Consider the following 25,175-nt stretch of genomic DNA (forward strand, 5'->3'; position numbering starts at 1 on the left):
GGGCGCCGACACGCCGCTGAGCTATGCCTTGTCGAGTAACACCAGCGGCTTGCCGGCGCTGAGCTCGGCCGGGGTGGCGCTGGTGTACAGCGTCGCGGGCAACACGCTCACCGCCAAGGCCGGCGTAGCCGGTGCCGACGTGTTCACGTTCAGCCTCACCGCAGCGGGTGTGTACAGCTTCACGCTGCTCAAGCAGCTGGATCACGTGGATGGCAACGACGAGAACGACATCACCATCAACCTGGGCACGCTGCTGCAGGCCACCGACTACGATGGCGACACGGTGACGGCCGCGGCCGACAAACTGGTCATCACCGTCGACGACGATACGCCCGTTATAGGGACCGCCCCTGTGCAGGATCTCGATCCCACTTTGGGTGCGACGTCATGGACCTTTTCGGGTGACTTCGCCTACTCGATAGGTGCGGACCAGCGCGGGCCGACCTACTCTTCGGCAGCGGACAGTGATTTTGCCGAACTCGCCCTCTCTGGTTCGGCGAACGATGTTGCGATCGTTAATCCAACGGTCACCTGGGATTCAGAGAATCTCAACGCTGCCACGTTTAACATGTCGTTCGAATACGATCACGATCGCAATGCTGCCACCGCGACTGAACTGGTGGAAGGCACGCTGGTGTTTGACAAAGTCAATGACACCTATACCTTCGAGATGGATGCGCTGCAAGTGAAGCAAGACGTCACGCTGGGCGAAGGCACTGGATACGAAACGTATGACGTGGGTGGCACGAGTCCTTCCAGTGGCCCATCACCTGTGGCTACTGGGAAGCTTGGGGAAGGTTTCTACATCCAGATCACGGGCTTCGAGGCACCACTTAGTGCCGGCGGCAATACTGCCGTGGCGGCGGGTGAGCTTGTGAGCGGCACGCAGGCCCCTGTAACCTTGTCCAGCACTGCTCTGGGCGTTTCCGGAAATACGATCCAGGCAGGTGAAGCGGCCAACATCAATTTCTTCCAGACTGATCCGAAAGGAGATCTGGGCGCGACCAATTTTAGTTACGCGACCGATTTCTTTATCAAGTTCGATGGATACGAGACTGAAAGCGATGATCTTGTGCTTATAGTCAGTCTTGCTGATGCAAATAATTCTTCCATCACTACGACACGTGCCATCTACGTCGACCAAGGCGATGTGTACGAGAACGATACAAACAACGCCGATCTTGTTGGAACCAAGTACGAGGCCCTTATCCTCGATGACCTAGCCGATCCGAACGACCCGTTCCTGGACAACAATGATGCTCTATTGATTGTTGAAAGTAATGACTTCAACATTCAGGCCGGTGATAACTGGCTCATCAAGGGTATTCAGATTCTTTCGAATGATGCTGGCCTTACGGGCAGCGCGATAAATCTGAATCGCAATGTCGGTGCCGATGGCGCAAGCAGCACTGCCGCACAGCCGGTCGTTGGTCTCGTCGGGCCTGGAAACACGATTGCGGAGGATACGAGTACGAATCCGCTGAAGATCATCGATGCTGGTTTCTCCACCACCACGACTACACCAGCTACCCTTGATCTAACGCTGGATTTCAAAGTCGTCGATAGCGATAGCGATTTCACCGCTGTACAGACGATTGATATCGAAAATCCTGTCGTGGTCGAACTGGTGGGATTAACTAACTTGGCACCGACAGATTTCGTGCTTTGATCCGCTAAGAAGAGTACGCGCGCGACAGGATGTAAAACCTGTCCCGCGCGGTAATGCTGGCGACACGGTGATCGTATTGGTCGGTGTCAATCTTGCAACCGAAGTTGCACCGGGAGACTTCGTCTGATCCCTTAATTTGCATGACTTCTTCAGGAGGTGTTTATTGGTTAGCCTCGCGGCCCACAAGGCAGCGGGGCTTTCCATTTCCGGTCTACCTCCCGGTATCCAATGTCGGTTGCCAAACGGAATCGAGTCCCCAACACCCTCTCTGATCAGGGCTTATGGTTGATCCATGGACCCTGTACTCATCCCGTCGCCCCCTCCCAAGTAGTCTGAAACTCCCACCCCACTTGGGAGTATCGGCCGATGCGCAATAGCCGGCGCTTATCCATAGTTGCGGCCAATGGTCAACGGTCAGGCCAAGATGACCGCAACTGCTCTGGAGAAAGATCATGGCTATTGGAATCACCGGCGTGAACGTTTCGCTGGACGAAACGTCCGGTTTGCAGAATGCCACCGCCACGCCAACCCCTACGGGAGACGCTGACGACAACGACATTCTGGTGACCTCCCTGCCCTCGACCTTTGCTACCCGTTTGACCGCACTGAGTGCCGGTACCGCAACGGGGGCAGCGTTGAGTGGCTATACCGGTGCCGTGGGCAATACAGGCAGCAATGCGTTCACCATCACCGCAGACCCCGGAGCCAGCATTACCAATATCAGCTTCGTCGACAGCAATGGCGCACCGCTCAATGGTCTGGACAGCGGTCTGGATACCCTCGATGGCACCAGCATCCTTCTCTATACGGACGCGAACAACGACAACATCGTTCTGGGCCGAGCCGGGAGCGCTACCGGCGCGATCGTGTTCGCCGCCTATATCGAAGAAACCGGATCGCCGGTCTCGGGCGGCAAGATCTGGACCGTGGAGTACCAACCGCTCAAGCATCCAGATGCTGCGAACGCCGATGATTCGCTCAATCTGCTGAATAAGGTATTCGTCGGAACCAGTCAGGACCTGGAATTCAGCCTGGCCGGTGTGCCTTCCGGTGCGAACCTCTTCCTGATGTTCACGAAGGCAAACCCGGCAACTGAAACGGTCGATGGTGTCGTGCGGATCACGGATCCCACCATCATCGCCACCGGTAAGGACCCTGCAGACCAGTCAAGCGGCGCCAATATCAACACTGGCGACACGATCATTACCAGCCAGGCGGCTAACCCGACCACCTTCGGCACCAACAATCAGATGATTACGGAACAGGATGGCATCCGCTTTTCGTTCGTCACCGGTGCCAGGCAGGATGTGACCATTCCCAACCTGAGTCAGACCGAAGCAAATTTTGAATCCAACATCGACTTTACCGGCGTCTTCAACGCAAGGATGGCTAATTTCGACGTCGTACAGCTGCAAAGCGGCAAGAGTGCCGTGGTAAAAATCAGCGCATTCACCACCGCTGCTGAACCTGGCGTGAACTTCATCAACGGCTATGCGGGTGATACGTCAATTGCCATCACCAATGTTCGCGTCTTCAACAGCGCCGGGGTGGTGATCGAGAATTCAAACGGATCGGTGAATGATCCGGCCATTGGCATCACCTTTTCCGGTGGGGTTGCTACCATCACCGGCGTTTTGGCCGGCTACCAGATTGAATACACCACAGCGTCGGATCACAACCGCGTGCTCGTCGAGAACGGCGCGGCCCTCGACGCCAGGGGTAATACCCACGCCGATTTCGATATCGGTGGTTTCACGCTGGTCCAGGCCTCTGTTTCGAAAACCGAAATCGGCTCCAAAATGATCTTCGAGGACGACGGCCCGAGCGCGGACGTGGTTGATGGCGGCGGCGCGGTGACGATCGACGAGACGGCTGGCAACCAGGACAACGACAGCGACCTGGCAGCGGTTCTGGCCCTGTTCGACACAGAAGTAACGAATAAAGGCACGGACTTGAATCCAACCGAGTTCGCGATCAGCACCACACCTTTGGCCACCACGACACTGAGCAGCTTTGGCCAGGACGCCGCGGGCGGGACGAAAGTGCTGTCGCTGGCGATTGTGGGCGGTGATGGCACCGACTCGTTGCTCAACACCACCGATGGCAAGGACATCAAGCTGTTCAAGGAAGGCAATCTGATTGTCGGCCGCTATGACGTGGCCAATGGCACGGTCACGGCAGATGATCCGGCGGCGTTCGCGATTGCGCTGCAGCAGGACGGCAACGTGGCGGTGGCGCAGTATGTCTCGCTCACGCACCCTGTCGCCGGTAGTTCGGCGGCGGATCATGACGACCGGGTCGATTTGGCCGGCCTGGTCAATGCGGTGGTGACGGTGACCGACGGCGACGGCGACACCAGCACCGACAGCGTCGGCATCGGCGATGACATCAACTTCGACGACGACGGGCCGAGCGCGGACGTGGCCGATGGCGGCGGTTCAGTAACAATCGACGAGACGGCCGGCAACCAGGATAACGACAGCGATGCGGCGGCGGTTCTGGCGCTGTTCGACACGGAAGTGCTGAACAAGGGCACGGACTTGAGTCCAGCGGAGTTCGCGATCAGCACCACGCCTTTGGCCACTACGGCGCTCAGCAGCTTTGGCCAGGACCAGGAGGGTGCGACGAAAGTGCTGTCGCTGGCGATTGTGGGCGGTAATGGCACCGACTCGCTGCTCAACACCACCGATGGCAAGGACATCAAGCTGTTCAAGGAAGGCGATCTGATTGTCGGCCGCTATGACGTGGCCAATGGCACGGTCACGGGAGCCGATCCGGCGGCGTTCGCGATTGCGCTGTTGCAGGACGGCAACGTGGCGGTGGCGCAGTATGTTTCGCTCACGCACCCTATCGCCGGCAGCTCGGCGGCTGCCCATGACGATCAGGTCAATCTGGCCGGCCTGATCAACGCAGTGGTGACGGTGACCGACGGCGACGGCGACACCAGCACCGACAGCGTCGGTATCGGCGGCGACATCAACTTCGACGACGACGGACCGGCGGCGTCAGCCAACAGCACGGTGCTGCTCGACGACGATGCACTCACCGGTGGCAATCCCGGCGGTACGGACGACGATGTAAACGCGGCTAACGCAAGCGGCACGCTGGGCCACGACTTTGGTCAGGACGGGGCCGGAACGGTGGCCTATCTGACCAGCGGCGCACCCACAGGCTTCACCTATGTGGCCGATGGCACCAGCTTGTTGGTCAAGCAGGGCACGACCACGGTGCTGACCCTGACGATGGTTGCGGCAACAGGTGCCTACTCGGTGGTGCAAAACAATCCGATCGCTCATGCGGCGGGTCTGAACGAGAACAACCAGGCGTTCACCATCAGCTACCGGGTGACCGATGGTGATGGCGATACGGCCGACGGCACGCTGGGGATCAACGTCGATGACGATACCCCCGTTATCGAGACAGCCCCTGTGCAGGATGTCGATCCCACTTTGGGTGCGACGTCATGGACCTTTTCGGGTGACTTCGCCTACTCGATAGGTGCGGACAAGCGCGGGCCGACCTACTCTTCGGCAGCGGACAGTGATTTTGCCGCCCTCGCCCTTTCTGGTTCGGCGAACGATGTTGCGATCGTTGATCCAACGGTCACCTGGGATTCAGAGAGTCTCGCCGCTGCCACGTTTAACGTGTCGTTCAAATACGATCACGATCGCAATGCTGCCACCACGCCTGAACTGGTGGAAGGCACGCTGGTGTTTGACAAAGTCAATGACACCTACACCTTCGAGATGGATGCGCTGCAAACGACGCAAGACGTCACGCTGGGCGAAGGCACTGGATACGAAACGTATGACGTAGATGGTACGAGCCCTTCCAGTGGCCCATCACCTGTGGCCACTGGGAAGCTTGGGGAAGGTTTCTACATCCAGATCACGGGCTTCGAGGCACCACTTAGTGCCGGCGGCAATACTGTTGTGGCGGCGGGTGAGCTGGTGAGCGGCACGCAGGCCGCAGTAACCTTGTCCAGCACTGCTCTGGGCGTCTCCGGAAATACGATCCAGGCAGGTGAAGCGGCCAACATCAATTTCTTCCAGACTGATCCGAAAGGAGATCTGGGCGCCGACAACTTTAGTTACGCGACCGATTTCTTTATCAAGTTCGATGGATACGAGACTGAAAGCGATGATCTTTTGCTTATAGTCAGTCTTGCTGATGCAAATGATTCCTCCATCACTACAACACGGGCCATCTACGTCGACCAAGGCGATGTGTACGAGAACGATACAAACAACGCCGATCTTGTTGGAACCAAGTACGAGGCCCTTATCGTCAACGACCTAGCCGATCCGAACGACCCGTTCCTGGACAACAATGATGCTCTATTGATTGTTGAAAGTAATGACTTCAACATTCAGACCGGTGATAACTGGCTCATCAAGGGTATTCAGATTCTTTCGAATGATGCTGGCCTTACGGGCAGCGCGATAAATCTGAATCGCAATGTCGGTGCCGATGGCGCAAGCAGCACTGCCGCACAGCCGGTCGTTGGTCTCGTCGGGCCTGGAAACACGATTGCGGAGGATACGAGTACGAATCCGCTGAAGATCATCGATGCTGGTTTCTCCACCACCACGACTACACCCGCTACCCTTGATCTAACGCTGGATTTCAAAGTCGTCGATAGCGATAGCGATTTCACTGCTGTACAGACGATTGATATCGAAAATCCTGTCGTGGTCGAACTGGTGGGAGTGACTAACTTGGCACCGACAGATTTGGTGCTTTGATCCGGTGACCGACATCGCAAGCACTGACATTGTCTGAAAACCGCTGCAGGTACACAGCCTGGCTCCCGCAAGGGGCCAGGCTGTTTTTTATTGGGCCACTGCGGTCCCTGAGCCAAGGCCAGACGAGCCTTGCGGCATATCCTCATTCCCAAACGGAATAGGCGGCACCGTTCCTTAACGCCCTCGTGCTGTTCCCCCATCCAAGTAGTCTGAAACTCCCATCCCGCCTGGGAGTATTGGCCGATGCGCGATCCCCGGCGCTTAGCCATAGTTGCAGCGATAGGTCAACGGTCAGGCCTCGATGACCGCAATTGCTCTGGAGAAAGATCATGGCTATTGGAATTACCGGCGTGAACGTTTCACTGGACGAAACGGCCGGATTACAGAACGCCACCGCCACGCCAAGCCCTGCGGGAGACGCTGACGACAACGACATTCTGGTGGCATCGCTGCCCTCGACCTTTGCTACCCGTTTGACCGCACTGAGTGCCGGTACCGCAACGGGGGCAGCGTTGAGTGGCTATACCGGCGCCGTGGGCGACACGGGCAGCAATGCGTTCACCATCACCGGTGGAGCCAGCATTACCGATATCAGCTTCGTCGACAGCACTGGCGCACCGCTTAATGGCCTGGACAGCGGACTGGACACCCTCGATGGCACGAGCATCCTTCTCTATACCGATACGAACAACAACATCCTTCTGGGCCGAGCCGGGAGCGCTACCGGCGCGATCGTGTTCGCTGCCTATATCGAAGAAACCGGATCGCCGGTCTCGGGCGGCAAGATCTGGACCGTGGAGTATCAACCGCTCAAGCATCCAGATGCGACGAACGCCGATGATTCGCTCAATCTGCTGGATAAAGTATTCGTCGGAACCAGTCAGGACCTGGAATTCAGCCTGGCCGGTGTGCCTTCCGGTGCGAACCTCTTCCTGATGTTCACGAAGACGAACCCGACAGTTGTCGACGACAGTGGTGTCTTGCGGATCACGGATCCCACCATCATCGCCACCGGTAAGGACCCCGCAGACGAGTCAAGCGGCGCCAATATCAACACTGGCGACACGATCATTACCAGCCAGGCGGCTAACCCGACCACCTTCGGCACCAACAGTCAGATGATTACGGAACAGGATGGCATCCGCTTTTCGTTCGTCACCGGTGCCCGGCAGGATGTGACCATTCCCAACCTGAGTCCGACCGAAGCAGATGTTGAATCCAACATCGACTTTACCGACGTCTTCAACGCGAAGATGGCCAGCTTCGAGGTCGTGCAGTTGCAAAGCGGCAAGAGTGCCGTGGTAAAAATCAGCGCATTCACCACCGCTGCTGAACCTGGCGTGAACTTCATCAACGGCTATGCGAACGATACGCCGGTTGCCATCACCAATGTTCGCGTCTTCAACAGCGCCGGGGTGGTGATCGAGAATTCAAACGGATCGGTGAATGATCCGGCCATTGGCATCACCTTTTCCGGTGGGGTTGCTACCATCACCGGCGTTTTGGCCGGCTACCAGATTGAATACACCACAGCGTCGGATCACAACCGCGTGCTCGTCGAGAACGGCGCGGCCCTCGACGCCAGGGGCAATACCCACGCCGACTTTGATATCGGTGGTTTCACGCTGCTCCAAACCGCTGTTTCGACTGCCGAAATCGGCTCCAAGATGATCTTCGAAGATGACGGCCCTTCACTCGCCTTTGGTAACCTGATCGGCACCGGTAGCGTCCTGCCACAAACCGGATATTGGAGTCATTCGGCCGGCGCCGACGGGCTGGATGCGAACGGTCTGGATATTTCGGTGAATAGCTCGTTCACCCTCGTCAGGCCAGACAACACCACCACGACCGGGACCGCCACACTCGACGAGCTATCGCCCTCACCGGACGGCAATGGCGCATACCAGTTCGCCGGGACGTTGACCGGCGATTTCGACAACAACGCCGCCACAACGGATACCACCATCGACTACACGCTGAGTGCCTTGGCCGATGGCAGCTATGTACTGGATCTGGTGCAAGGCTTCAGTTCGACGGTCGTGCTCAGCAGTGCCGATGGCTCGCTCGGTGCCGGCGGCCCGGATCCAGTGCGCACCTTGTTGATTCCAGAGCAGGATCCGCCGACTATTCCTTCGCCATCCGAGGAGATTGTCTTTTTTGGTGTTACCGCGACCACGTCCTCAAGCGACATATTTTCCGCCATCGGGCTGGGAGCACCCGACCTCACCGAAGCACAGATAGAAAGTGGCGGGTTTGCGTTTATCGGCGCCGCGAACATGAACGTCAGCACCTCCGGCATTGGCATCGCCAACAACAACCTGGATGGAAACACGACAGCAGGCATCAATGCCGGTGACGAGAGTTTCGTCATCAATCCCGAGTCTTTGTTGTCGAGCATGAAAGTGTTCATCGACAACTCAGTACAAGGGTACAACCCGGCAACGGAAGAGCTGTACTACACGATCTTCTACGCGGACGGCACCACTTCGGGTTCGCCGACGAAGGTTCTTGCCGCTGATCTGACCTCGGAAGCCGGAGGACAGAAGTCCTTCGTCATCGAGAAGGCGGACGCGACGCTGATCGACGCTGTTCAGCTCACGATGGGCCTGGGCACGATCAAGATCCCGGTGATCCAGTTCATTCAGGAGACCGAGAGCCTGGCCAGTGATATCCAGCTGACATTCAACGCGACGGTGACGGACAGGGATGGGGACTCGGCGACGAGTACGTTCGACGCCAACCTGTTCGCCAACGACTTGACCGGATCTTTCGACTACACGCTGGTGGGTACGGGCGGTGAGGCTGATGCCTTCAACGTCGACTTGTCATTCACCGAGAACCTGTACCAGGTCACCGGCTTCGATGCGGGCGCAGACCTGCGAGATACGCTGGTGCTCAACGGCGACCAGAACGCGGTTGTCCAGATTGACAACAGCGGCTCAGACAGCATTGTGTCGGTCACCGAAACGGGCGGACAAGTCACGACCATCACCTTGGTCGGGGTTGATCTTCTGACTAGCAACGACATCGTTATCGGCAGCGTCTGAGGCGTCGCGCGCGTGAAAGGATGCGAGGGTGGCGCAAGTCACCCTCGCATTGTTTTTGCAGTTCCAATAGGCGATCCGCACGCTCGCATCACCTTGGGCACCCTGCGGCAGACCACCGACGAAGACGACTAGGCCGAAACTCCCACCCCGTTTGGGAGTATCGGCCAATGTGCAATTCCGGGCGCTTGGTCATAGTTGTAGAGGTCAATGGTCAGACCTCAATGACCGCAATTGCTCGGGAGAAAAATCATGGCTATTGCAATCACAGGCGAGGACGTTGTGCTGGACGAGACGGCCGGGTTACAGAACGCCACCGCCACGCCAACCCCTGCAGGAGACGCTGACGACAACGACATTCTGGTGGCATCCCTGCCCGCTTCCTTCTCTACCCGCTTGACCGCACTTGGAGCCGGTACCGCAACGGGTGCGGCTTTGAGTGGCTATACCGGTGCCGCGGGCAACACGGGCACCAATGCGTTCACCATCACCGGTGGAGGAAGCATTAGCGACATCAGCTTCGTCGACAGCGCTGGCGCCCCCCTCAATGGCGTGGACAGCGGACTGGACACCCTTGATGGCACCAGCATCCTTCTCTATACCGATACGAACAACAACATCCTTGTGGGCCGAGCCGGGGGCGCCGATGGCGCGATCGTGTTCGCTGCCTACATTGAAGAAACCGGATCGCCGGTCACCGGCGGCAAGATCTGGACCGTGGAATACCAACCGCTCAAGCATCCAGATGCTACAAACCCCGATGATTCGCTCAATCTGCTGGACAAGGTGTTCATCGGAGCTACTCAGGACCAGGGATTCAGTCTCGCCGGTGCGCCCTCCGGTCAGAACCTCTTTTTGATGTTCACGAAAGCGAACCCGACAACTGAAACAGTCGATGGTGTCGTGCGGATCACCGATACCACCATCATCGCCACCGGCAAGAACCCCGCAGACCAGTCGAGCGGCGCCAATATCAACACTGGCGACACGATCAATACCAGCCAGGGTGGTGGCCCGACCACCATCGGCACCAACAACCAGATGATTACGGAACAGGAAGGCATCCGCTTTTCGTTCGTCACGGGCGCCAGGCAGGATGTGACCGTTCCCAATCTGAGTCAGACCGAAGCAGATGTTGAATCCAACATCGACTTTACCGGCGTCTTCAATTCGACGTCGGCCAGTTTCGACGTCGTGCAGTTGCAAGGCGGCAAGAGTGCGGTGGTCAAAATCAGCGCATTCAACACCGCTGTTGAACCTGGCGTGAACTTCGTCAACGGCTATACAGGTGATACGGCGGTTGCCATCACCAATGTGCTCGTCACCAACATCAGCACCGGGCAGGTGATCGAGAATTCAGACGGTTCGGTGAATGATCCGTCCATTGCCATCACCTTTACTGGTGGGGTTGCAACCATCACCGGCGTTCTGGCCGGTTACCAGATTGAATACACCACAACGTCGGACCACAACCGCGTGCTCATCGAGAACGGGGCGGCCCTTGACGCCAGGGGCGATAACCACGCCGATTTTGATATCGGTGGCTTCACGCTGCGCGAAGCCTCTACTACGATCGCCGAAATCGGCTCCAAGATGAACTTCGAAGACGACGGACCAAGCGTCAGCGCCACCGGCACGGAGCCAGTACTGACGGTCGACGAAACGGTGCTGACGACCGACGCCACCCAGAGCTTTACCGCCAACTTCAGCTCGGCGTTTGGTGCTGATGGCGCGGGCACGCTGACCTATGCGTTGGGCATGACGGCCGGCCCTTCCGGACTGACCGACACGGCCACCGGCGAAGCGGTGAACCTGTCGCTTAACGGCACCGTGGTCGAAGGCCGCACGGCCACCACCAACCTGCTGGTGTTCACGGTCACCGTCGCCGCCAACGGTGACGTCACCCTCGACCAGCTGCGCGCGGTGGTGCATCCCGATGCCACCGATCCCGATGATGCAACGAGCCTGAGCTCGGACGATCTGGTCACCCTGACGGCAACCATCACCGACAAGGACGGTGACAGTGCCCAGGCGACCCTCAACATCGGCCAGAACCTGGTGTTCGAGGACGACGGACCAAGCATCCACACCACCGGCGACGAACCGACGCTGACGGTAGACGAAACGGTGCTGACAACCGACGCCACCCAGAGCTTTACCGCCAACTTCAGCTCGGCGTTTGGTGCTGATGGCGCCGGCACGCTGACCTATGCACTGGGCATGACGGCCGGTGCTTCCGGGCTGACCGATACGGCCACCGGCGAGGCAGTCAACCTGTCGCTCAACGGCGGTGTAGTCGAAGGCCGCACAGCCACCACCAACCTGCTGGTGTTCACGGTCAGCGTCGCCGCCAACGGTGACGTCACCCTCGATCAGCTGCGCGCCGTGGTGCATCCCGATGCCACCGATCCCGATGATGCGACGAGCCTGAGCTCGGACGATCTGGTAACGCTGACGGCAACCATCACTGACAAGGACGGCGACAGTGCCCAGGCGACCCTCAACATCGGCCAGAACCTGGTGTTCGAGGACGACGGACCAAGCATCCACACCACCGGCGACGAACCGACGCTGACGGTAGACGAAACGGTGCTGACAACCGACGCCACCCAGAGCTTTACCGCCAACTTCAGCTCGGCGTTTGGTGCTGATGGCGCCGGCACGCTGACCTATGCACTGGGCATGACGGCCGGTGCTTCCGGGCTGACCGATACGGCCACCGGCGAGGCAGTCAACCTGTCGCTCAACGGCGGTGTAGTCGAAGGCCGCACAGCCACCACCAACCTGCTGGTGTTCACGGTCAGCGTCGCCGCCAACGGTGACGTCACCCTCGATCAGCTGCGCGCCGTGGTGCATCCCGATGCCACCGATCCCGATGATGCGACGAGCCTGAGCTCGGACGATCTGGTCACCCTGACGGCGACCATCACCGACAAGGACGGCGACAGTGCCCAGGCGACCCTCAACATCGGCCAGAACCTGGTGTTCGAGGACGACGGACCGAGCATCAGCACCACCGGCGACGAGCCAACGCTGACGGTGGACGAAACGGTGCTGGCGACCGACGCCACCCAGAGCTTTACCGCCAACTTCAGCTCGGCGTTCGGCGCTGATGGCGCCGGCACGCTGACCTATGCGCTGGGCGCGACGGCCGGCCCCTCGGGGCTGACTGATACGGCCACCGGCGAGGCAGTCAACCTGTCGCTCAACGGCGCCGTGGTCGAAGGACGCACGGCCACCACCAACCTGCTGGTGTTCACGGTCAGCGTCGCCGCCAACGGTGACGTCACCCTCGATCAACTGCGCGCCGTGGTGCATCCAGACGCCACTGATCCCGATGATGCGACGAGCCTGAGCTCGGACGATCTGGTCACGCTGACGGCCACCATCACCGACAAGGACGGTGACAGTGCCCAGGCGACCCTCAACATCGGCCAGAACCTGGTGTTCGAGGACGACGGACCAAGCATCCACACCACCGGTGACGAACCGACGCTGACGGTCGACGAAACGGTGCTGACAACCGACGCCACCCAGAGCTTTACCGCCAACTTCAGCTCGGCGTTTGGTGCTGATGGCGCGGGCACGCTGACCTATGCGTTGGGCATGACGGCGGGTGCTTCCGGGCTGACCGATACGGCCACCGGCGAGGCAGTCAACCTGTCGCTCAACGGCGCCGTGGTCGAAGGCCGCACGGCCACCACCAACCTGCTGGTGTTCACGGTCACCGTCGCCGCCAACGGTGACGTCACCCTCGACCAGCTGCGCGCCGTGGTGCATCCCGATGCCACCGATCCCGATGACGCGACGAGCCTGAGCTCGGACGATCTGGTGACACTGACGGCAACCATCACTGACAAGGACGGTGACAGTGCCCAGGCGACCCTCAACATCGGCCAGAACCTGGTGTTCGAGGACGACGGACCGAGCATCCACACTACCGGCACGGAGCCAATACTGACGGTAGACGAAACGGTACTGGCGACCGACGCCACCCAGAGCTTTACCGCCAACTTCAGCTCGGCGTTTGGTGCTGATGGCGCGGGCACGCTGACCTATGCGTTGGGCATGACGGCCGGCCCTTCCGGACTGACCGACACGGCCACCGGCGAGGCAGTGAACCTGTCGCTCAACGGTGGTGTAGTAGAAGGCCGCACGGCCACCACCAACCTGCTGGTGTTCACGGTCAGCGTCGCCGCCAATGGTGACGTCACCCTCGACCAGCTGCGCGCCGTGGTGCATCCCGATGCCACCAACCCTGATGATGCGACGAGCCTGAGCTCGGACGATCTGGTAACCCTGACAGCAACTATCACCGACAAGGACGGTGACAGTGCCCAGGCGACCCTCAACATCGGCCAGAACCTGGTGTTCGAGGACGATGGACCAAGCATCAGCACCACCGGCACGGAGCCAATACTGACAGTAGACGAAACGGTGCTGACAACCGACGCCACCCAGAGCTTTACCGCCAACTTCAGCTCGGCGTTTGGTGCTGATGGCGCGGGCACGCTGACCTATGCGTTGGGCATGACGGCGGGGGCTTCCGGGCTGACCGACACGGCCACCGGCGAGGCAGTGAACCTGTCGCTCAATGGCACCGTGGTGGAAGGCCGTACGGCCACCACCAACCTGCTGGTGTTCACGGTCAGCGTCGCCGCCAACGGTGACGTCACCCTCGACCAGCTGCGCGCCGTGGTGCATCCCGACGCCACCGATCCCGATGATTCGACGACTCTGTCGGCGGACAATCTGGTGACGCTGATAGGGACCATCACCGACAAGGACGGCGACAGAGCCCAGGCGACCCTCAATATCGGGCAGAACCTGGTGTTCGAAGACGACGGCCCGTCACTTGCATTCGGCAACCTGATCGGCACCGGTAGCGTCCTGCCGCAATTCGGCTTCTGGGACCATTCGGCGGGCGCCGACGGGCTGGGTGCGGCGGGTCTGGATATCTCGGTGAATAGCCAGTTCACCCTCGTCAGGCCAGACAACACGACCACCACCGGGACCGCAACGCTCACCGAGCAGTCGCCCTCACCCGACGGCAATGGCGCATACCAGTTTGCAGGGACGTTGACCGGTGATTTCGACAACAACGCCGCAACGGCGGACACCAGCGTCGACTACACGCTGACCGCCTATGCCGATGGCCGCTATGCACTGGATCTGGTGCAAGGCTTCAGTTCAGAGATCGTGCTCAGCACTGCCGACGGCGCGCTCGGTGCCGGCGGTCCGGACCCAGTGCGCACATTGTTAATTCCAGAGCAGGATCCGCCGACAATTCCTTCGCCATCTGAGGAGGTTGTGTTCTTTACCGCGAAGGCGCTTGCGTCGACTTCGGACATCCTGACCGGTATCGGGCTTGGAGCGCCCGACCCCACCGAAGCCACGCTACAGACCAACCCCCTGCCCTCGTACATCGACCCGAGGGCCATGAACGTCAGCACCGCCGGCATCGGCGTCGCCAATAACCTGTTCCAGGGAGACAACCTGGCGGCAATCGGCGCTGCCGATGAAAGTTTCGTCGTCAATCCGGAGAGCTTGCTGACGGGCATGAGGGTCTTCATCGACAACTCCGTGGGAGGTTACAACACGGCGACCGAGGACCTGTACTACAGGGCCTTCTACGAGGATGGCACGTTCTCGAATCTCATCGAAGTGAACACCCTGACTCCGGAGGCAGGCGGACAGGTATCCTTCCTCATTGAGAGCGATGGCACGAATCTGATCGACGCTGTTCAGCTCACGATGGCCCGAGGCGAGATCAAGATCCCGACGATCCAGTTCATCCACGAGACCGAGAGCCTGGCCAGTGATGTCCAGCTGACGTTCAACGCGACGCTGACCGACAAGGATGGGGACTCGGCGACGAGTACGTTCGACGCCAACCTGTTCGCCAACGACCTGTCCGGCACCTTCGACTTCTCGCTGGTGGGCACGGGCGGTGAACGTGATGCCTTCAACATCGATTTGTCAGTCGATGAGAACCAGTACCAGGTTACCGGCTTCGATGCGAACGCAAGCCTGCGAGACACACTGGTACTCAACGGCGACCAGAGCGCGGTTGTCCAATCGATCGACATCAGCGGTGCAGACAGCATCGTCACGGTTGCCGAAACGGGCGGACAAGTCACGACCATCACCTTGGTCGGGGTCGATCTTCTGAGTAGCGACATTGTTTACGGCAGCGTCTGAGAAACGCGCGTGAAAGAATGCGAGGGTGGCGCAAGCCACCCTCGCATTCTTTTGTCAGTTCCAGATCGTATCAACCCCGGCACCCTGCGGCAGACGCGCCCAAGGGTGTCAAAACGTCTTTTTTTGACGTGAAACCAAATCCAGTTCCACCCACGTGGACTCGGGTGGTTTTTCGTTGTTGGTGAGCCCGTGCTTGAGCGCATACATCAGCAAATCGATGCGGTTGATCAGATTAAGCTTTTGATAGATGTTGCTGAGGTGGTTGTGCACGGTGTGCTCGCTGATGCCCAGACGCCCGGCGATGCTCATGTATTTGGCGGACGGATCCCCGACAATGGCGCGAATCAATTCCCTCTCGCGTAGCGTCAGCCGCGCCTGTTTTGCCTGCTCCAGATTGCATTTCAAATGGATATTCCCGGTCGCGGCATAGCCGGAAAGCCCACCGGCCCAGGCTCTATCCAGTCCGGTGTCGCGATGATGGACTGTGATGATGGCCTGGATGATCGATTCCGTCGGGTCTTCCGCCAGCACGATGCCACGTGCGCCCGCCTCTATTGCCTGGGCAACGGGGATGGCTTCGTACAAACCCTTGAGCACCAGCACTTTCATTTCGGCGTTGCGGGTGAGTCCCGCAACGACTTCCAAAGGGTTCAACGCATCTGGAAAAAAACTGAAAAAAATCACATTGGGGCGCAACTGATCGGCAAGGTCCAGCGCATTGGTATAGGTGGTGGCCTGGCCGCTCACTTCCATCTGAGGCTTCCTGGCATTGATCAAGTCTTGAAGGCCCATGAGAACGAGGGGACGACAATCGATCAGCATCACACGTATTGTTTTTTTGTGGGTCGTCATATTTTCCTGACTCCCTTGAAGAATTAATGACCTCCCTCCCTTGGCCTTCCTGAATCAGCAGCTCGCTCACCTGCCCATCGTGATCGAAGGACAGATGCGAACGCCGACAGGCCTTAACGGTGCCTGCCCGGGTATTCATTTTTGGGGCCCTTCCCACTGGCTTCACAAGCAGGGGTTGCGGGCGTTTCCGAAAGCCGGGCAAAGCCATCGAGGCAACATAAATAGGAATAATCATCAATCACTTGCGCGTGATGACGTGCTCCCTCGATCTGTTCAACTGAGTCTAGGCCAGACCAGCACACTGCCAGCACGCCCATCCGCCAGTCGTCGACTCACGCCTCATGCGGGTAGCCCAGCGGTTGTCAAAAACGCCCATTTGACCCTTTAAAATCAATATCTTAGGTTCTCCACGGCCGACCTGCGACCAAGGTCTGATCGCGATCGAAATCGTCAATTAACCGACAAATGGTCCGCGCACAGGCGCAACCGCGATATTGGCGTCAATTTATCGGCGACACAGTGGGTGTTCGGCAGGATCAGGGGGATGTGAAGTTTTGGCTGGAGCGGCCGGAGCTCAACCAGCCATTAACGCTTTCGACACTTTCGGTAGGCAGCTTTCCCGCCCAACGATTGAGCGTGAGGACATTCGTGATGAATTCGTATTGCGTCTTGAGCAGGTCACGACGCGCCCGGAATTCGTTGCGTACGCTGGTCAGTACATCGACGGCATTGACCATTCCGTAATCGAGCGCTTTCTCTGCGGCCACTCTGGACAGCTGTGCCGAAGCCAGGGCATTTCGGCTCGCGCTGATCTTTTCTCCGCTCGAATTGGCGGTCAGGTAAGCGCTGGTGATCTCCTTGACCACCCGGCGCCGGATCGCTTCCAGTTCCTGCTCGGCGGTAATCTGATCCTGGTAGAGCCCACGGACCCGCGCTGAGGTCGAGCCACCGCTGTACAGCGGCACCTGAACGCCAATCCCGGCGACATAGCTGTCGGTGCGCGGCGCCAGGGTATTGTTGTAGCCCTCGTTGGTCTGCTGCGCACTGAGCGTAAGGCTCAGGGTCGGATAGTGCCCGCCCTTGCCGCTGCGCAACGCAGCGCCCGCGGCTTCCACACCGCTTTCGTTGGCCTTGAGCGCCGGGTTTAACGCTATACCCTCGCGCACCCAGGTTTCCAGGCTCTGCGCCGAAACCCGTAGTTGCACGTCATCGCGAATCCGGTTGAGCTTCTCCTTGACCGGCCGGCCGACGATCTCCGCAAGGGCCTCGCGACTGATACTGGCCTGGTTCTGGGCATCCAGTTCCTGCGCCGCCAGCAAATCGACCCGGGCCTTGAGGTCGAGCTGATCAGTAATCATTGCCAGCTGCTTCTCATACAACGCATTGACTCGGTCCAGACTCTTTTGCGTGGTTCGACGCTCCGCCCTCACCAACTCCAGTTCATCCTCGGCGGCCAGCGCGGTGAAGTAACGCTGTGCCAGGTCCACTGTGGCCTCGGCCTGAGCATCCAGCGCTTGCGATTCGGACTGCTTGGCCAGGCTTTTGAATTTTTGGTAGTTCTCCCACGCGGCCTTGTTGTAGAGGTACTGACGCAGCACCAAGCTGTAGTTTTCGCTATCGTAACTGCGCTGCACCAGATCGCTCTCCTGATGAATCCGATTCGTCCCGGCATTGAGCGAGACCTGCGGAAACAGCGCCCCCATAGCCTCGCGCTGATGCTCCTTACCCGCCTGCGCTTGCGCATAGGAGGCCAATACCCGCGGATCTTCCAGCCTCGACTCACGGTACAACTGCATGAGGTCGGTGGAAAATGTCGAGGCACTGACACCGGTCGGCGTGGCCGCAATGGTTTGCGCCAGAGCGGTACCCGCCGCAAGCATGAACACACCGCCCAGCAAAACTGCTGATGCGCTCATGGTCATTCCTCGATCAACGATTGAGACATGGCATCGCGAGCAGGCTGCATCAAGTACTGCAACAACGTGCGTTGCCCGGTGATGATTAATACGTCCGCCGGCATCCCCGGCAACAATTTGCGCTCACCCAAGGTGCGCACGCCCTCCTCGGTTACCCGCACCCGCGCCAGGTAATAGGCCGTCCCGGCCTTTTCGTTGACCAGCCGGTCAGCCGATACGCTGCTGACCTCGCCTTCGATCACCGGCGTGGTCGAGCTTTTGAACGCGCCGAAACGGATATCGGCCCGCTTGCCGATGCCGATACGATCAATATCCACCGGCGCCACCTGGGCCTCTATGACCAGCTCGGAAACCGATGGAACGATATCCAGCAGCGGCGTCGCCGGGCTTACCACACCACCGATGGTGTGCACGGTCATGCCAATCACCATGCCCGCGTCGGGTGCGCGGATGACAATACGACTGAGCCGGTCTTCCAGGGACGAGGTTTTCTCTTGCAGGTCGTACATCCGGGTCTGTACCTCGGCCAGCTCCTTGACCACCTCAGTATTGAAATCCTTGTCAATTTGCAGAATCTGCAACTGTGTTTCGTTGATCTGTAGACGGGTCTTGTTAATAGCGGAACGGTGATCAGCCACCTCCGACCTGAGCATCCCCAGCTTGCGTTCCTGATCGAGCAGACGTTGTTTGTCAACGAACCCTTGCTTGAGCAGGTCGGTCAATTCAACGATTTCACCGCTGTAGGATTTCTCCAGATGAACCTTGGCAGCAATCATCGATTCCAGTCCCTTGATCTGTTGACTCAACTGGCCAATGCGTTCGCGCAACACCGAGATCTGACCCAGCCGCGAGCCCTGCCGGGCGTTGAATACCTGGGTCTCGCCCTGACGCGCCTCCACGCCGCGCAGACTATCCGGATCGGCTATCTCGCCAAAGCTGATCGCCGACAGTGTGTCGCGTTCGGCCCTGAGTCTTGCCTCCATGGCTCTGGTGGCGACCAGCTGGCCTCGGGTCATCTCGTATTCGAAGCGCAACTGGGCATCATCAAGAATGATCAGCGGATCACCACGCTTGACGATGTCACCGTCATGGACCAGTACCGCTTTGACGATGCCGCCTTCAGGATGCTGGACCGTTTTGCGGTAAGTCTGCACGGTGACCACCCCCGGCGCGTAAGCGGCACCGTCCAGGGGTGCAAGCGCCGCCCAGGTGCCGAACAGGCCAAAGGTCACCCCGACAATACCAATGCCCAGGCGGCGTGCTTTACGATCAGATGTCGGCAGGCCGGCGAAGCTTTCAATTTGACGACTGGGCATCGTAGGGTTCATCGGCATCGCCCTTGCTGGTTTTGACCGAAGCCATGGTGGCGCCTGCCGACATGGCGTGCTTTTGTGCCTGCTGTTTCTGCGCGAGTTCGGCGAGCACTTGCTCGCGTGGCCCATAAAGACTGATAGCCCCTGCGTTCATCACCATGAGCCGGTCCAGTTGCGACACGATGTTGGTTCGGTGGGTAATGACAAACAGGGTCGCGCCGCTCTGCTTGATCTGCTGGATGGCTGCCACCAGGGCGCGATCACCGACTTCGTCAAGATTGGAATTGGGCTCGTCGAGAATAATCAGTCGCGGGTTGCCATACAGGGCGCGGGCCAGTCCGATGCGCTGACGCTGCCCTCCCGACAGCGTGAGGCCCTCACTGCCAATGACCGTGTCGTAGCCATCGGGCAATTGCAAAATCATTTCGTGAACGCCAGCGGTCCTGGCTGCCTGAATGACTTTTACCGAGTCGACCTCGGCGAAGCGGGCAATGTTCTCGCTGATGCTGCCTTCGAACAGCTCAATGTCCTGGGGCAAGTAACCTATATACGGTCCAAGTTCATCTTTATCCCACGCGCTGATGTCCGCGCCATCGAGCCGGACCACGCCATGCAGCGGTGCCCATACCCCCATCAATGCCCTGGCCAGGGTCGATTTACCCGCGGCGCTGGGACCGATGATGCCGACAACACAGCCGGCAGGTACGCTGAAACTCATGTTGTTGATGATCGGGGTTCTCGAACCAGGGGCCGCGACGACCAGGTTCTCCACCTGCACGTGCCCCTGAGGCGCAGGCAATGACATACGCTCGGGCTGGGCCTGTTGTTTGTCGAGGATGTCGTTGAGACGGCCGTATTGCGAGCGAGCCGCAATAAAGCCCCTCCAACTGCCGATGATCAGATCGATGGGGGCCAATGCACGCCCTAGCAGCACGGCCCCGGCAAACACCAGGCCTGCCCCCACTTGATGGTCCACGGCCAGGTATGCCCCCAGGCCAAGGATCAGTGATTGCACCAGGATCCGGAAGGTCTTGGAAAGCGTGCTGATTATGGCACCTCTGTCGCTCGCTTGGGCCTGCAGCAACAGGACGTTTCTTTGACGATGCCCCCAACGGTCCATCAGGGTTTCAAGCATGCCCATGGACTCGATGACTTCAGCGTTGCGCAGATTTTTCGTGGTGTAGAGCGTCGCGCCGATATGTTCCTTGTTAGCCTGGGCCAGCGTCGGCCCCGTCAGCCTCTCATTGATAAACGCGAGCATTAACAACAGCAGCGCACTGCCCGTCGCTACCCAGCCAAACCAAGGGTGAAACATGAACATCACGGCGATGTAGATAGGCAGCCAGGGCGCATCGAAAAAGGCGAACAAACCATTACCGGAGAGAAACTGTCTCAAACCCGTCAGGTCGTTGAGCGACTGGGCCGAGGCATCCATACCACCGCTGTCCAGCGCCCGCTTGAAACTGGCCTTATAGACCTGGCGACTCAGCAACACATCCAGTCGGGTACTGACCCGAACCATGATGCGCGAACGGATCCATTCCAGGGAGCCGAGCGTGATGATCAGCCCGGTCATGATCAGCGTCAGCATTGCCAGGGTTGTCAGGCTTCCGCTGGTCATCACTCGCCCATACACCTGAAGCATATAGAAGGTGGGAACGAGCATGAGCGCGTTGATGAAAAGGCTGAAAAAACCAACAGAAATAAAGCTGTCTCTACAGGCTTTCAACGCATTTTTCAGGCTGTTTTCAGGTGTGCTCCGCATTGAAACCCCTGCTCGCAAAAACCATCTTCTGGAGCTTAGATCATGCCGAACGACTGTGTGCAGCAAATGGCCGGATCGCCTCCTCCCCCACAACGACCCGGCAGTGAGGGGCGCAAGCGATCGGCGACGAAGCCAGGATGCTCTATAACGTGCTGTCGCCCTTATCACGGGCTGGAGAGAGGTTTCTGGTGCAGGTTATTGGCCAAATAGCGGATTGCCAGGCAGGCGCGTCGTGCGCCTTCCTTCGCTTATGGCAATCCGATAGTCGGCACCGACAGGCCGGACTTCGTCGACCACATGGGTGGCGGAGGCTCAGAGGAAGGCGGTCAAGTCACGCACTGCGACAAAATGCGTCGCAGTGCGTAGCCCTCGCTGGCTGACGGGTGCCAGCCGTTTACAGATCGGTGATTTCCTTATGGCGTGGTACCAGCGCCTTCATGACGCTCCATGCCACCAGATAGGCCAACGCACAAATGGCAAACATGATCATGTAGCCGGTATGAATATCGCCGATCAGTTTGTAGTGATCGATCACCCAACCGCCGATCTTGGTCATCACTACGCCGCCCAAGCCACCTGCCAAACCGCCGATACCGACCACCGAAGCGATGGATTTTTGCGGAAACATGTCAGACACCGTGGTGAAAATGTTGCACGACCATGCCTGGTGCGCCGACGCGCCCACGCCAATCAGCAGCACCGGCACCCAGAAACTGATGTAACCCAATGGCTGCGCCAGTAACACCAGCAACGGAAAGAATGCGATTACCAGCATGGCTTTCATGCGACCGTCATACGGCGCGTCACCGCGTGACATGAAATAGCTGGGGAACCAGCCGCCGCCGATACTGCCGATCATGGTCATGCTGTACAGCACGGCCAGCGGCATCACGATGGCCTGGCCTTTCATGCCGTATTGCGCCGACAAATAGGTGGGAAGCCAAAACAGGAAGAACCACCACACGCCGTCGGTCATGAATTTACCGAAAGCAAAAGCCCATGTCTGGCGGTAGGTCAGCAATTTGAACCAGGATACTTTTTTGTCGGCAACACCCGGTACCGGGCGAGTGACCACCTGCACGACCTGGTCGCTGCGGATGTAGGCCAGTTCCTGCGCCGAGAGGCGTTTTTGCTGCTCCGGCTTCTCGTACAGCGCAATCCATACGCCCACCCAAACGAAGCCCAACATACCGATCACGATGAAAGCCGCTTCCCAGCCCCATAGACTGGCGATCAGCGGCACGCAGATCGGCGCCAGGATCGCGCCCACATTTGCACCGGAATTGAAAATGCCGGTGGCGAAGGAACGCTCTTTCTTCGGAAAGTATTCTGCGGTGGCCTTGATTGCGATCGGGAAGTTGCCCGCTTCGCCTATCGCCAGCACGGCGCGCGACACCATGAAGCCTGCGATCGAAACCGGAATCATGGCAATGCCGAGCGCACTGCTCACGGCACCTATCCCCTCACCCATCGGTACCGCAAAGGCGTGCATGATCGCGCCGGTCGACCAGATGCAGATCGCTACCACATAGGCGGTCTTGGTGCCGATCTTGTCGACCACGCGACCGGCGAACAGCATGGAAATCGCGTACACAAACTGGAAAACAGAGGCGATGTTGGCGTAATCGCTATTGCTCCAGCCAAACTGCGTCGATAGATCCGGCGCCAACAGGCTCAATACCTGGCGGTCGAGGTAATTGACGGTAGTGGCAAAAAACAACAGCGCGCAGATAGTCCAGCGATAGTTGCCGACGGCTTGGCCGATTCGCTGAGCATTGATGGGCTCGTTCAGATTCATGGCATCACTTTATTGTTGGATTAGGGTGATGAAGTCTCGGTTTTAAGCGAGATCAATGGGTCGTAGAGCATCGCCACAACGCGATGGGGCCGCGCCAAGGCCATTCAGACGCCTGGGTGTTTGCGATTAACTTGAGTAATCATCAGGTGCAACGATGCGCATGCAATCGGAGTGCTGCGCGCAGATGCCGGCAGCCAGGATTGCATCTTTGGAAGGGGCGTTTAGGGAGGTGGGAAAACAGGCTGAGTTCATGATGGGGGCCGACACTTTTTTTATTGTTAAGGGTTGAGCAGCCGATTAATCGTCTGTCGTCGTACAACTGTGCTTTTTATATCGATACCCCTACCCCGCTGTCAATCTGAAAAATGGCCGTCTGTCTCAAGGAGACACCGGCCAATATCAGGATTAAATCAAGAGAACCAGGGGAACGCTGGCCGATGGACCTTCAATTTCCCGGTATGACGGCAAGGTACCGGGTTCAACCATAGTCATACGATCACTTGCGCTCCACCTCCTTATGGCAGTGACTTTCCCTCAGTGGCCCTGCACGGTCCACGCCACAAGTCGGGCAACCAATGGGCGCACGACGAGCACGCAGATGAATGCCGAAGGCATTGCCACCCGGTACGCATTCATCACATTTTCCATGTAATGTTCACCTATTCCGAATTCCGCCAGGGTGATGACGAGACACATGAGAAACGCCATGATCGTTGCCATGTAAAGAGCAAAGACGTAAGGCGTGGCATGTTTAGGCAAGCGAAAACGCACGGTATTTTTAGCTGTTCTATCGGACATCGATTTAAGCCTTGTCAATCTTGAGTGGCGAAAGAGCGGCTAACCTAGCAAGCTGCCAAACGCACCGGTAGACGCGTTGCGCTTGAATCTTTCTTAAGCAAAATCAACGAATCGAGCATGAGGGCCCGATGGATATTCTTGGTTTGATCAATACCTATATCCGTGTGGTAGAAAACGGCAGCATCGCGGCGGCGGCCCGTGCCCAAGGCATGAGCGCCGCAGCGGTCAGCCAGAGCATCACGCGACTCGAAGCCCACTTGGGCGTGCGCCTGCTCTCTCGTACAACCCGAAGAATGGCGCTCACCGAAAGCGGCACTCGCTATTTCGAGAAAGTGCGCCACATCCCGGGCGATATCGATCTGGCCTCGCAAGCTGCCACGGTCGCCACCAAACCACAGGGGCCGCTTTGCATCGCCACCACCGCAGCATTTGGTCGGCATGTACTCGCGCCATTAATGCCCGCGTTCAAGGACGCCTATCCGCGCATCGACATCGAACTGATCAATACGGATCGCAGCGTTGATCATCGGCTGGAGGGCGTCGACGTCAGTATCCGCATCGAAGCGCAACTGAACGATCAGCTCATTGTCCGGCATATCGCTTCGTTTCCTTTCGTATTCTGCGCGGCGCCCGCGTATCTCGACCGCGCGGGCAAACCGACAACACCTGAGGAGCTGAAGCAACACACTTGCCTTGTCTTTCGCTACCCAACGGATGGTCGTTTTCTGCCCTGGACCTTTGTACTCAACGGCAGCCGCTTCGAGGCCAAAGTCAACCCGGGCTTCATCTGCGATGACATCGATACTATCGCGCAGATTGCTGTAAACAGCGGCGGGATCGCACGTCTGGCGAGCTTTATCGCTCAGCCACTGATCGACAACGGCCGCCTTCTACCGTTGTTCGAGCCGGGCAGTCGCAACACATCTTGCGCGGAGCCTGAGCCGATGCACATCTATGCCTGTGTCACCGAGCGATCGGCTTTGAATGCAAAGGTGCGCGCGTTCATCGATTTTCTTGAACGAGCGATGCAAAGCCAATCGCATGTTCTCGCCTGAGCCGCACGACGAGTTCAAC

10 protein-coding genes and 1 pseudogene are annotated in these 25,175 nt (G+C 58.6%); 5 read left to right on the forward strand and 6 right to left on the reverse strand.

Features of this window, described 5'->3' with window-relative positions; genetic code table 11:
* From ACIPLA_RS02035 to ACIPLA_RS02050, 4 genes and pseudogenes are all read left to right on the forward strand, one after another.
* Window positions 1-1,669, forward strand: a pseudogene (locus ACIPLA_RS02035) (hypothetical protein); the annotation flags it as partial.
* A 452-nt stretch (window positions 1,670-2,121) separates the two neighbouring features.
* Window positions 2,122-6,414 (forward strand): beta strand repeat-containing protein, encoded by a 4,293-nt coding sequence (locus ACIPLA_RS02040; protein ID WP_401171002.1) that lies wholly within the window; start codon window positions 2,122-2,124, stop codon window positions 6,412-6,414.
* A gap of 329 nt (window positions 6,415-6,743) precedes the next feature.
* Window positions 6,744-9,461, forward strand: coding sequence for a DUF5801 repeats-in-toxin domain-containing protein (locus ACIPLA_RS02045; protein ID WP_401171005.1), 2,718 nt, complete (start codon window positions 6,744-6,746; stop codon window positions 9,459-9,461).
* A gap of 249 nt (window positions 9,462-9,710) precedes the next feature.
* Window positions 9,711-15,659: a DUF5801 repeats-in-toxin domain-containing protein gene (locus ACIPLA_RS02050; RefSeq protein ID WP_401171007.1), complete on the forward strand. Its 5,949-nt coding sequence runs from the start codon at window positions 9,711-9,713 to the stop codon at window positions 15,657-15,659.
* Window positions 15,660-15,767: 108 nt separating this feature from the next.
* On the opposite strand, the gene ACIPLA_RS02055 is transcribed toward ACIPLA_RS02050, so the two are convergent.
* The 6 genes from ACIPLA_RS02055 to ACIPLA_RS02080 form a co-directional block, all read right to left on the reverse strand.
* Window positions 15,768-16,511, reverse strand: a complete 744-nt coding sequence (locus ACIPLA_RS02055; RefSeq protein WP_192344511.1) for a response regulator transcription factor — start codon at window positions 16,509-16,511, stop codon at window positions 15,768-15,770.
* A gap of 536 nt (window positions 16,512-17,047) precedes the next feature.
* The gene (locus ACIPLA_RS02060) at window positions 17,048-18,427 is read right to left on the reverse strand and encodes a TolC family outer membrane protein (RefSeq protein ID WP_401171010.1); all 1,380 of its coding nucleotides are present in this window, start codon (window positions 18,425-18,427) and stop codon (window positions 17,048-17,050) included.
* 2 nt (window positions 18,428-18,429) lie between these two features.
* A complete protein-coding gene (locus ACIPLA_RS02065) occupies window positions 18,430-19,743 on the reverse strand; it encodes an HlyD family type I secretion periplasmic adaptor subunit (protein WP_401171013.1) in 1,314 nt (437 codons plus the stop codon).
* Window positions 19,724-21,505: a type I secretion system permease/ATPase gene (locus ACIPLA_RS02070; protein ID WP_401171371.1), complete on the reverse strand. Its 1,782-nt coding sequence runs from the start codon at window positions 21,503-21,505 to the stop codon at window positions 19,724-19,726. The genes ACIPLA_RS02065 and ACIPLA_RS02070 overlap by 20 nt, the downstream gene beginning before the upstream one ends.
* Window positions 21,506-21,899: 394 nt before the next feature.
* Window positions 21,900-23,303: an MFS transporter gene (locus ACIPLA_RS02075; RefSeq protein ID WP_401171016.1), complete on the reverse strand. Its 1,404-nt coding sequence runs from the start codon at window positions 23,301-23,303 to the stop codon at window positions 21,900-21,902.
* 534 nt (window positions 23,304-23,837) lie between these two features.
* Window positions 23,838-24,101 carry a DUF2798 domain-containing protein gene (locus ACIPLA_RS02080; RefSeq protein WP_123494915.1) on the reverse strand — a complete coding sequence of 88 codons (264 nt, stop codon included), beginning with the start codon at window positions 24,099-24,101 and terminating at the stop codon, window positions 23,838-23,840.
* Window positions 24,102-24,229: 128 nt separating this feature from the next.
* On the opposite strand from ACIPLA_RS02080, the gene ACIPLA_RS02085 reads away from it, so the two are divergent.
* The gene (locus tag ACIPLA_RS02085) at window positions 24,230-25,156 is read left to right on the forward strand and encodes a LysR family transcriptional regulator (RefSeq protein ID WP_401171019.1); all 927 of its coding nucleotides are present in this window, start codon (window positions 24,230-24,232) and stop codon (window positions 25,154-25,156) included.
* The last annotated feature ends 19 nt before the right edge of the window (window positions 25,157-25,175 follow it).

This window comes from Pseudomonas sp. NPDC086112 (genome assembly GCF_044746425.1).
Taxonomy (GTDB): domain Bacteria; phylum Pseudomonadota; class Gammaproteobacteria; order Pseudomonadales; family Pseudomonadaceae; genus Aquipseudomonas.

What these genes read in the sequence shown, in the direction of transcription:
- ACIPLA_RS02040 (WP_401171002.1), top strand. Translation starts at nt 2,122, where the DNA reads ATGGCTATTGGAATCACCGGCGTGAACGTTTCGCTGGACGAAACGTCC.
- ACIPLA_RS02045 (WP_401171005.1), top strand. Translation starts at nt 6,744, where the DNA reads ATGGCTATTGGAATTACCGGCGTGAACGTTTCACTGGACGAAACGGCC.
- ACIPLA_RS02050 (WP_401171007.1), top strand. Translation starts at nt 9,711, where the DNA reads ATGGCTATTGCAATCACAGGCGAGGACGTTGTGCTGGACGAGACGGCC.
- ACIPLA_RS02055 (WP_192344511.1), bottom strand. Translation starts at nt 16,511, where the DNA reads ATGACGACCCACAAAAAAACAATACGTGTGATGCTGATCGATTGTCGT.
- ACIPLA_RS02060 (WP_401171010.1), bottom strand. Translation starts at nt 18,427, where the DNA reads ATGAGCGCATCAGCAGTTTTGCTGGGCGGTGTGTTCATGCTTGCGGCG.
- ACIPLA_RS02065 (WP_401171013.1), bottom strand. Translation starts at nt 19,743, where the DNA reads ATGCCCAGTCGTCAAATTGAAAGCTTCGCCGGCCTGCCGACATCTGAT.
- ACIPLA_RS02070 (WP_401171371.1), bottom strand. Translation starts at nt 21,505, where the DNA reads ATGCGGAGCACACCTGAAAACAGCCTGAAAAATGCGTTGAAAGCCTGT.
- ACIPLA_RS02075 (WP_401171016.1), bottom strand. Translation starts at nt 23,303, where the DNA reads ATGAATCTGAACGAGCCCATCAATGCTCAGCGAATCGGCCAAGCCGTC.
- ACIPLA_RS02080 (WP_123494915.1), bottom strand. Translation starts at nt 24,101, where the DNA reads ATGTCCGATAGAACAGCTAAAAATACCGTGCGTTTTCGCTTGCCTAAA.
- ACIPLA_RS02085 (WP_401171019.1), top strand. Translation starts at nt 24,230, where the DNA reads ATGGATATTCTTGGTTTGATCAATACCTATATCCGTGTGGTAGAAAAC.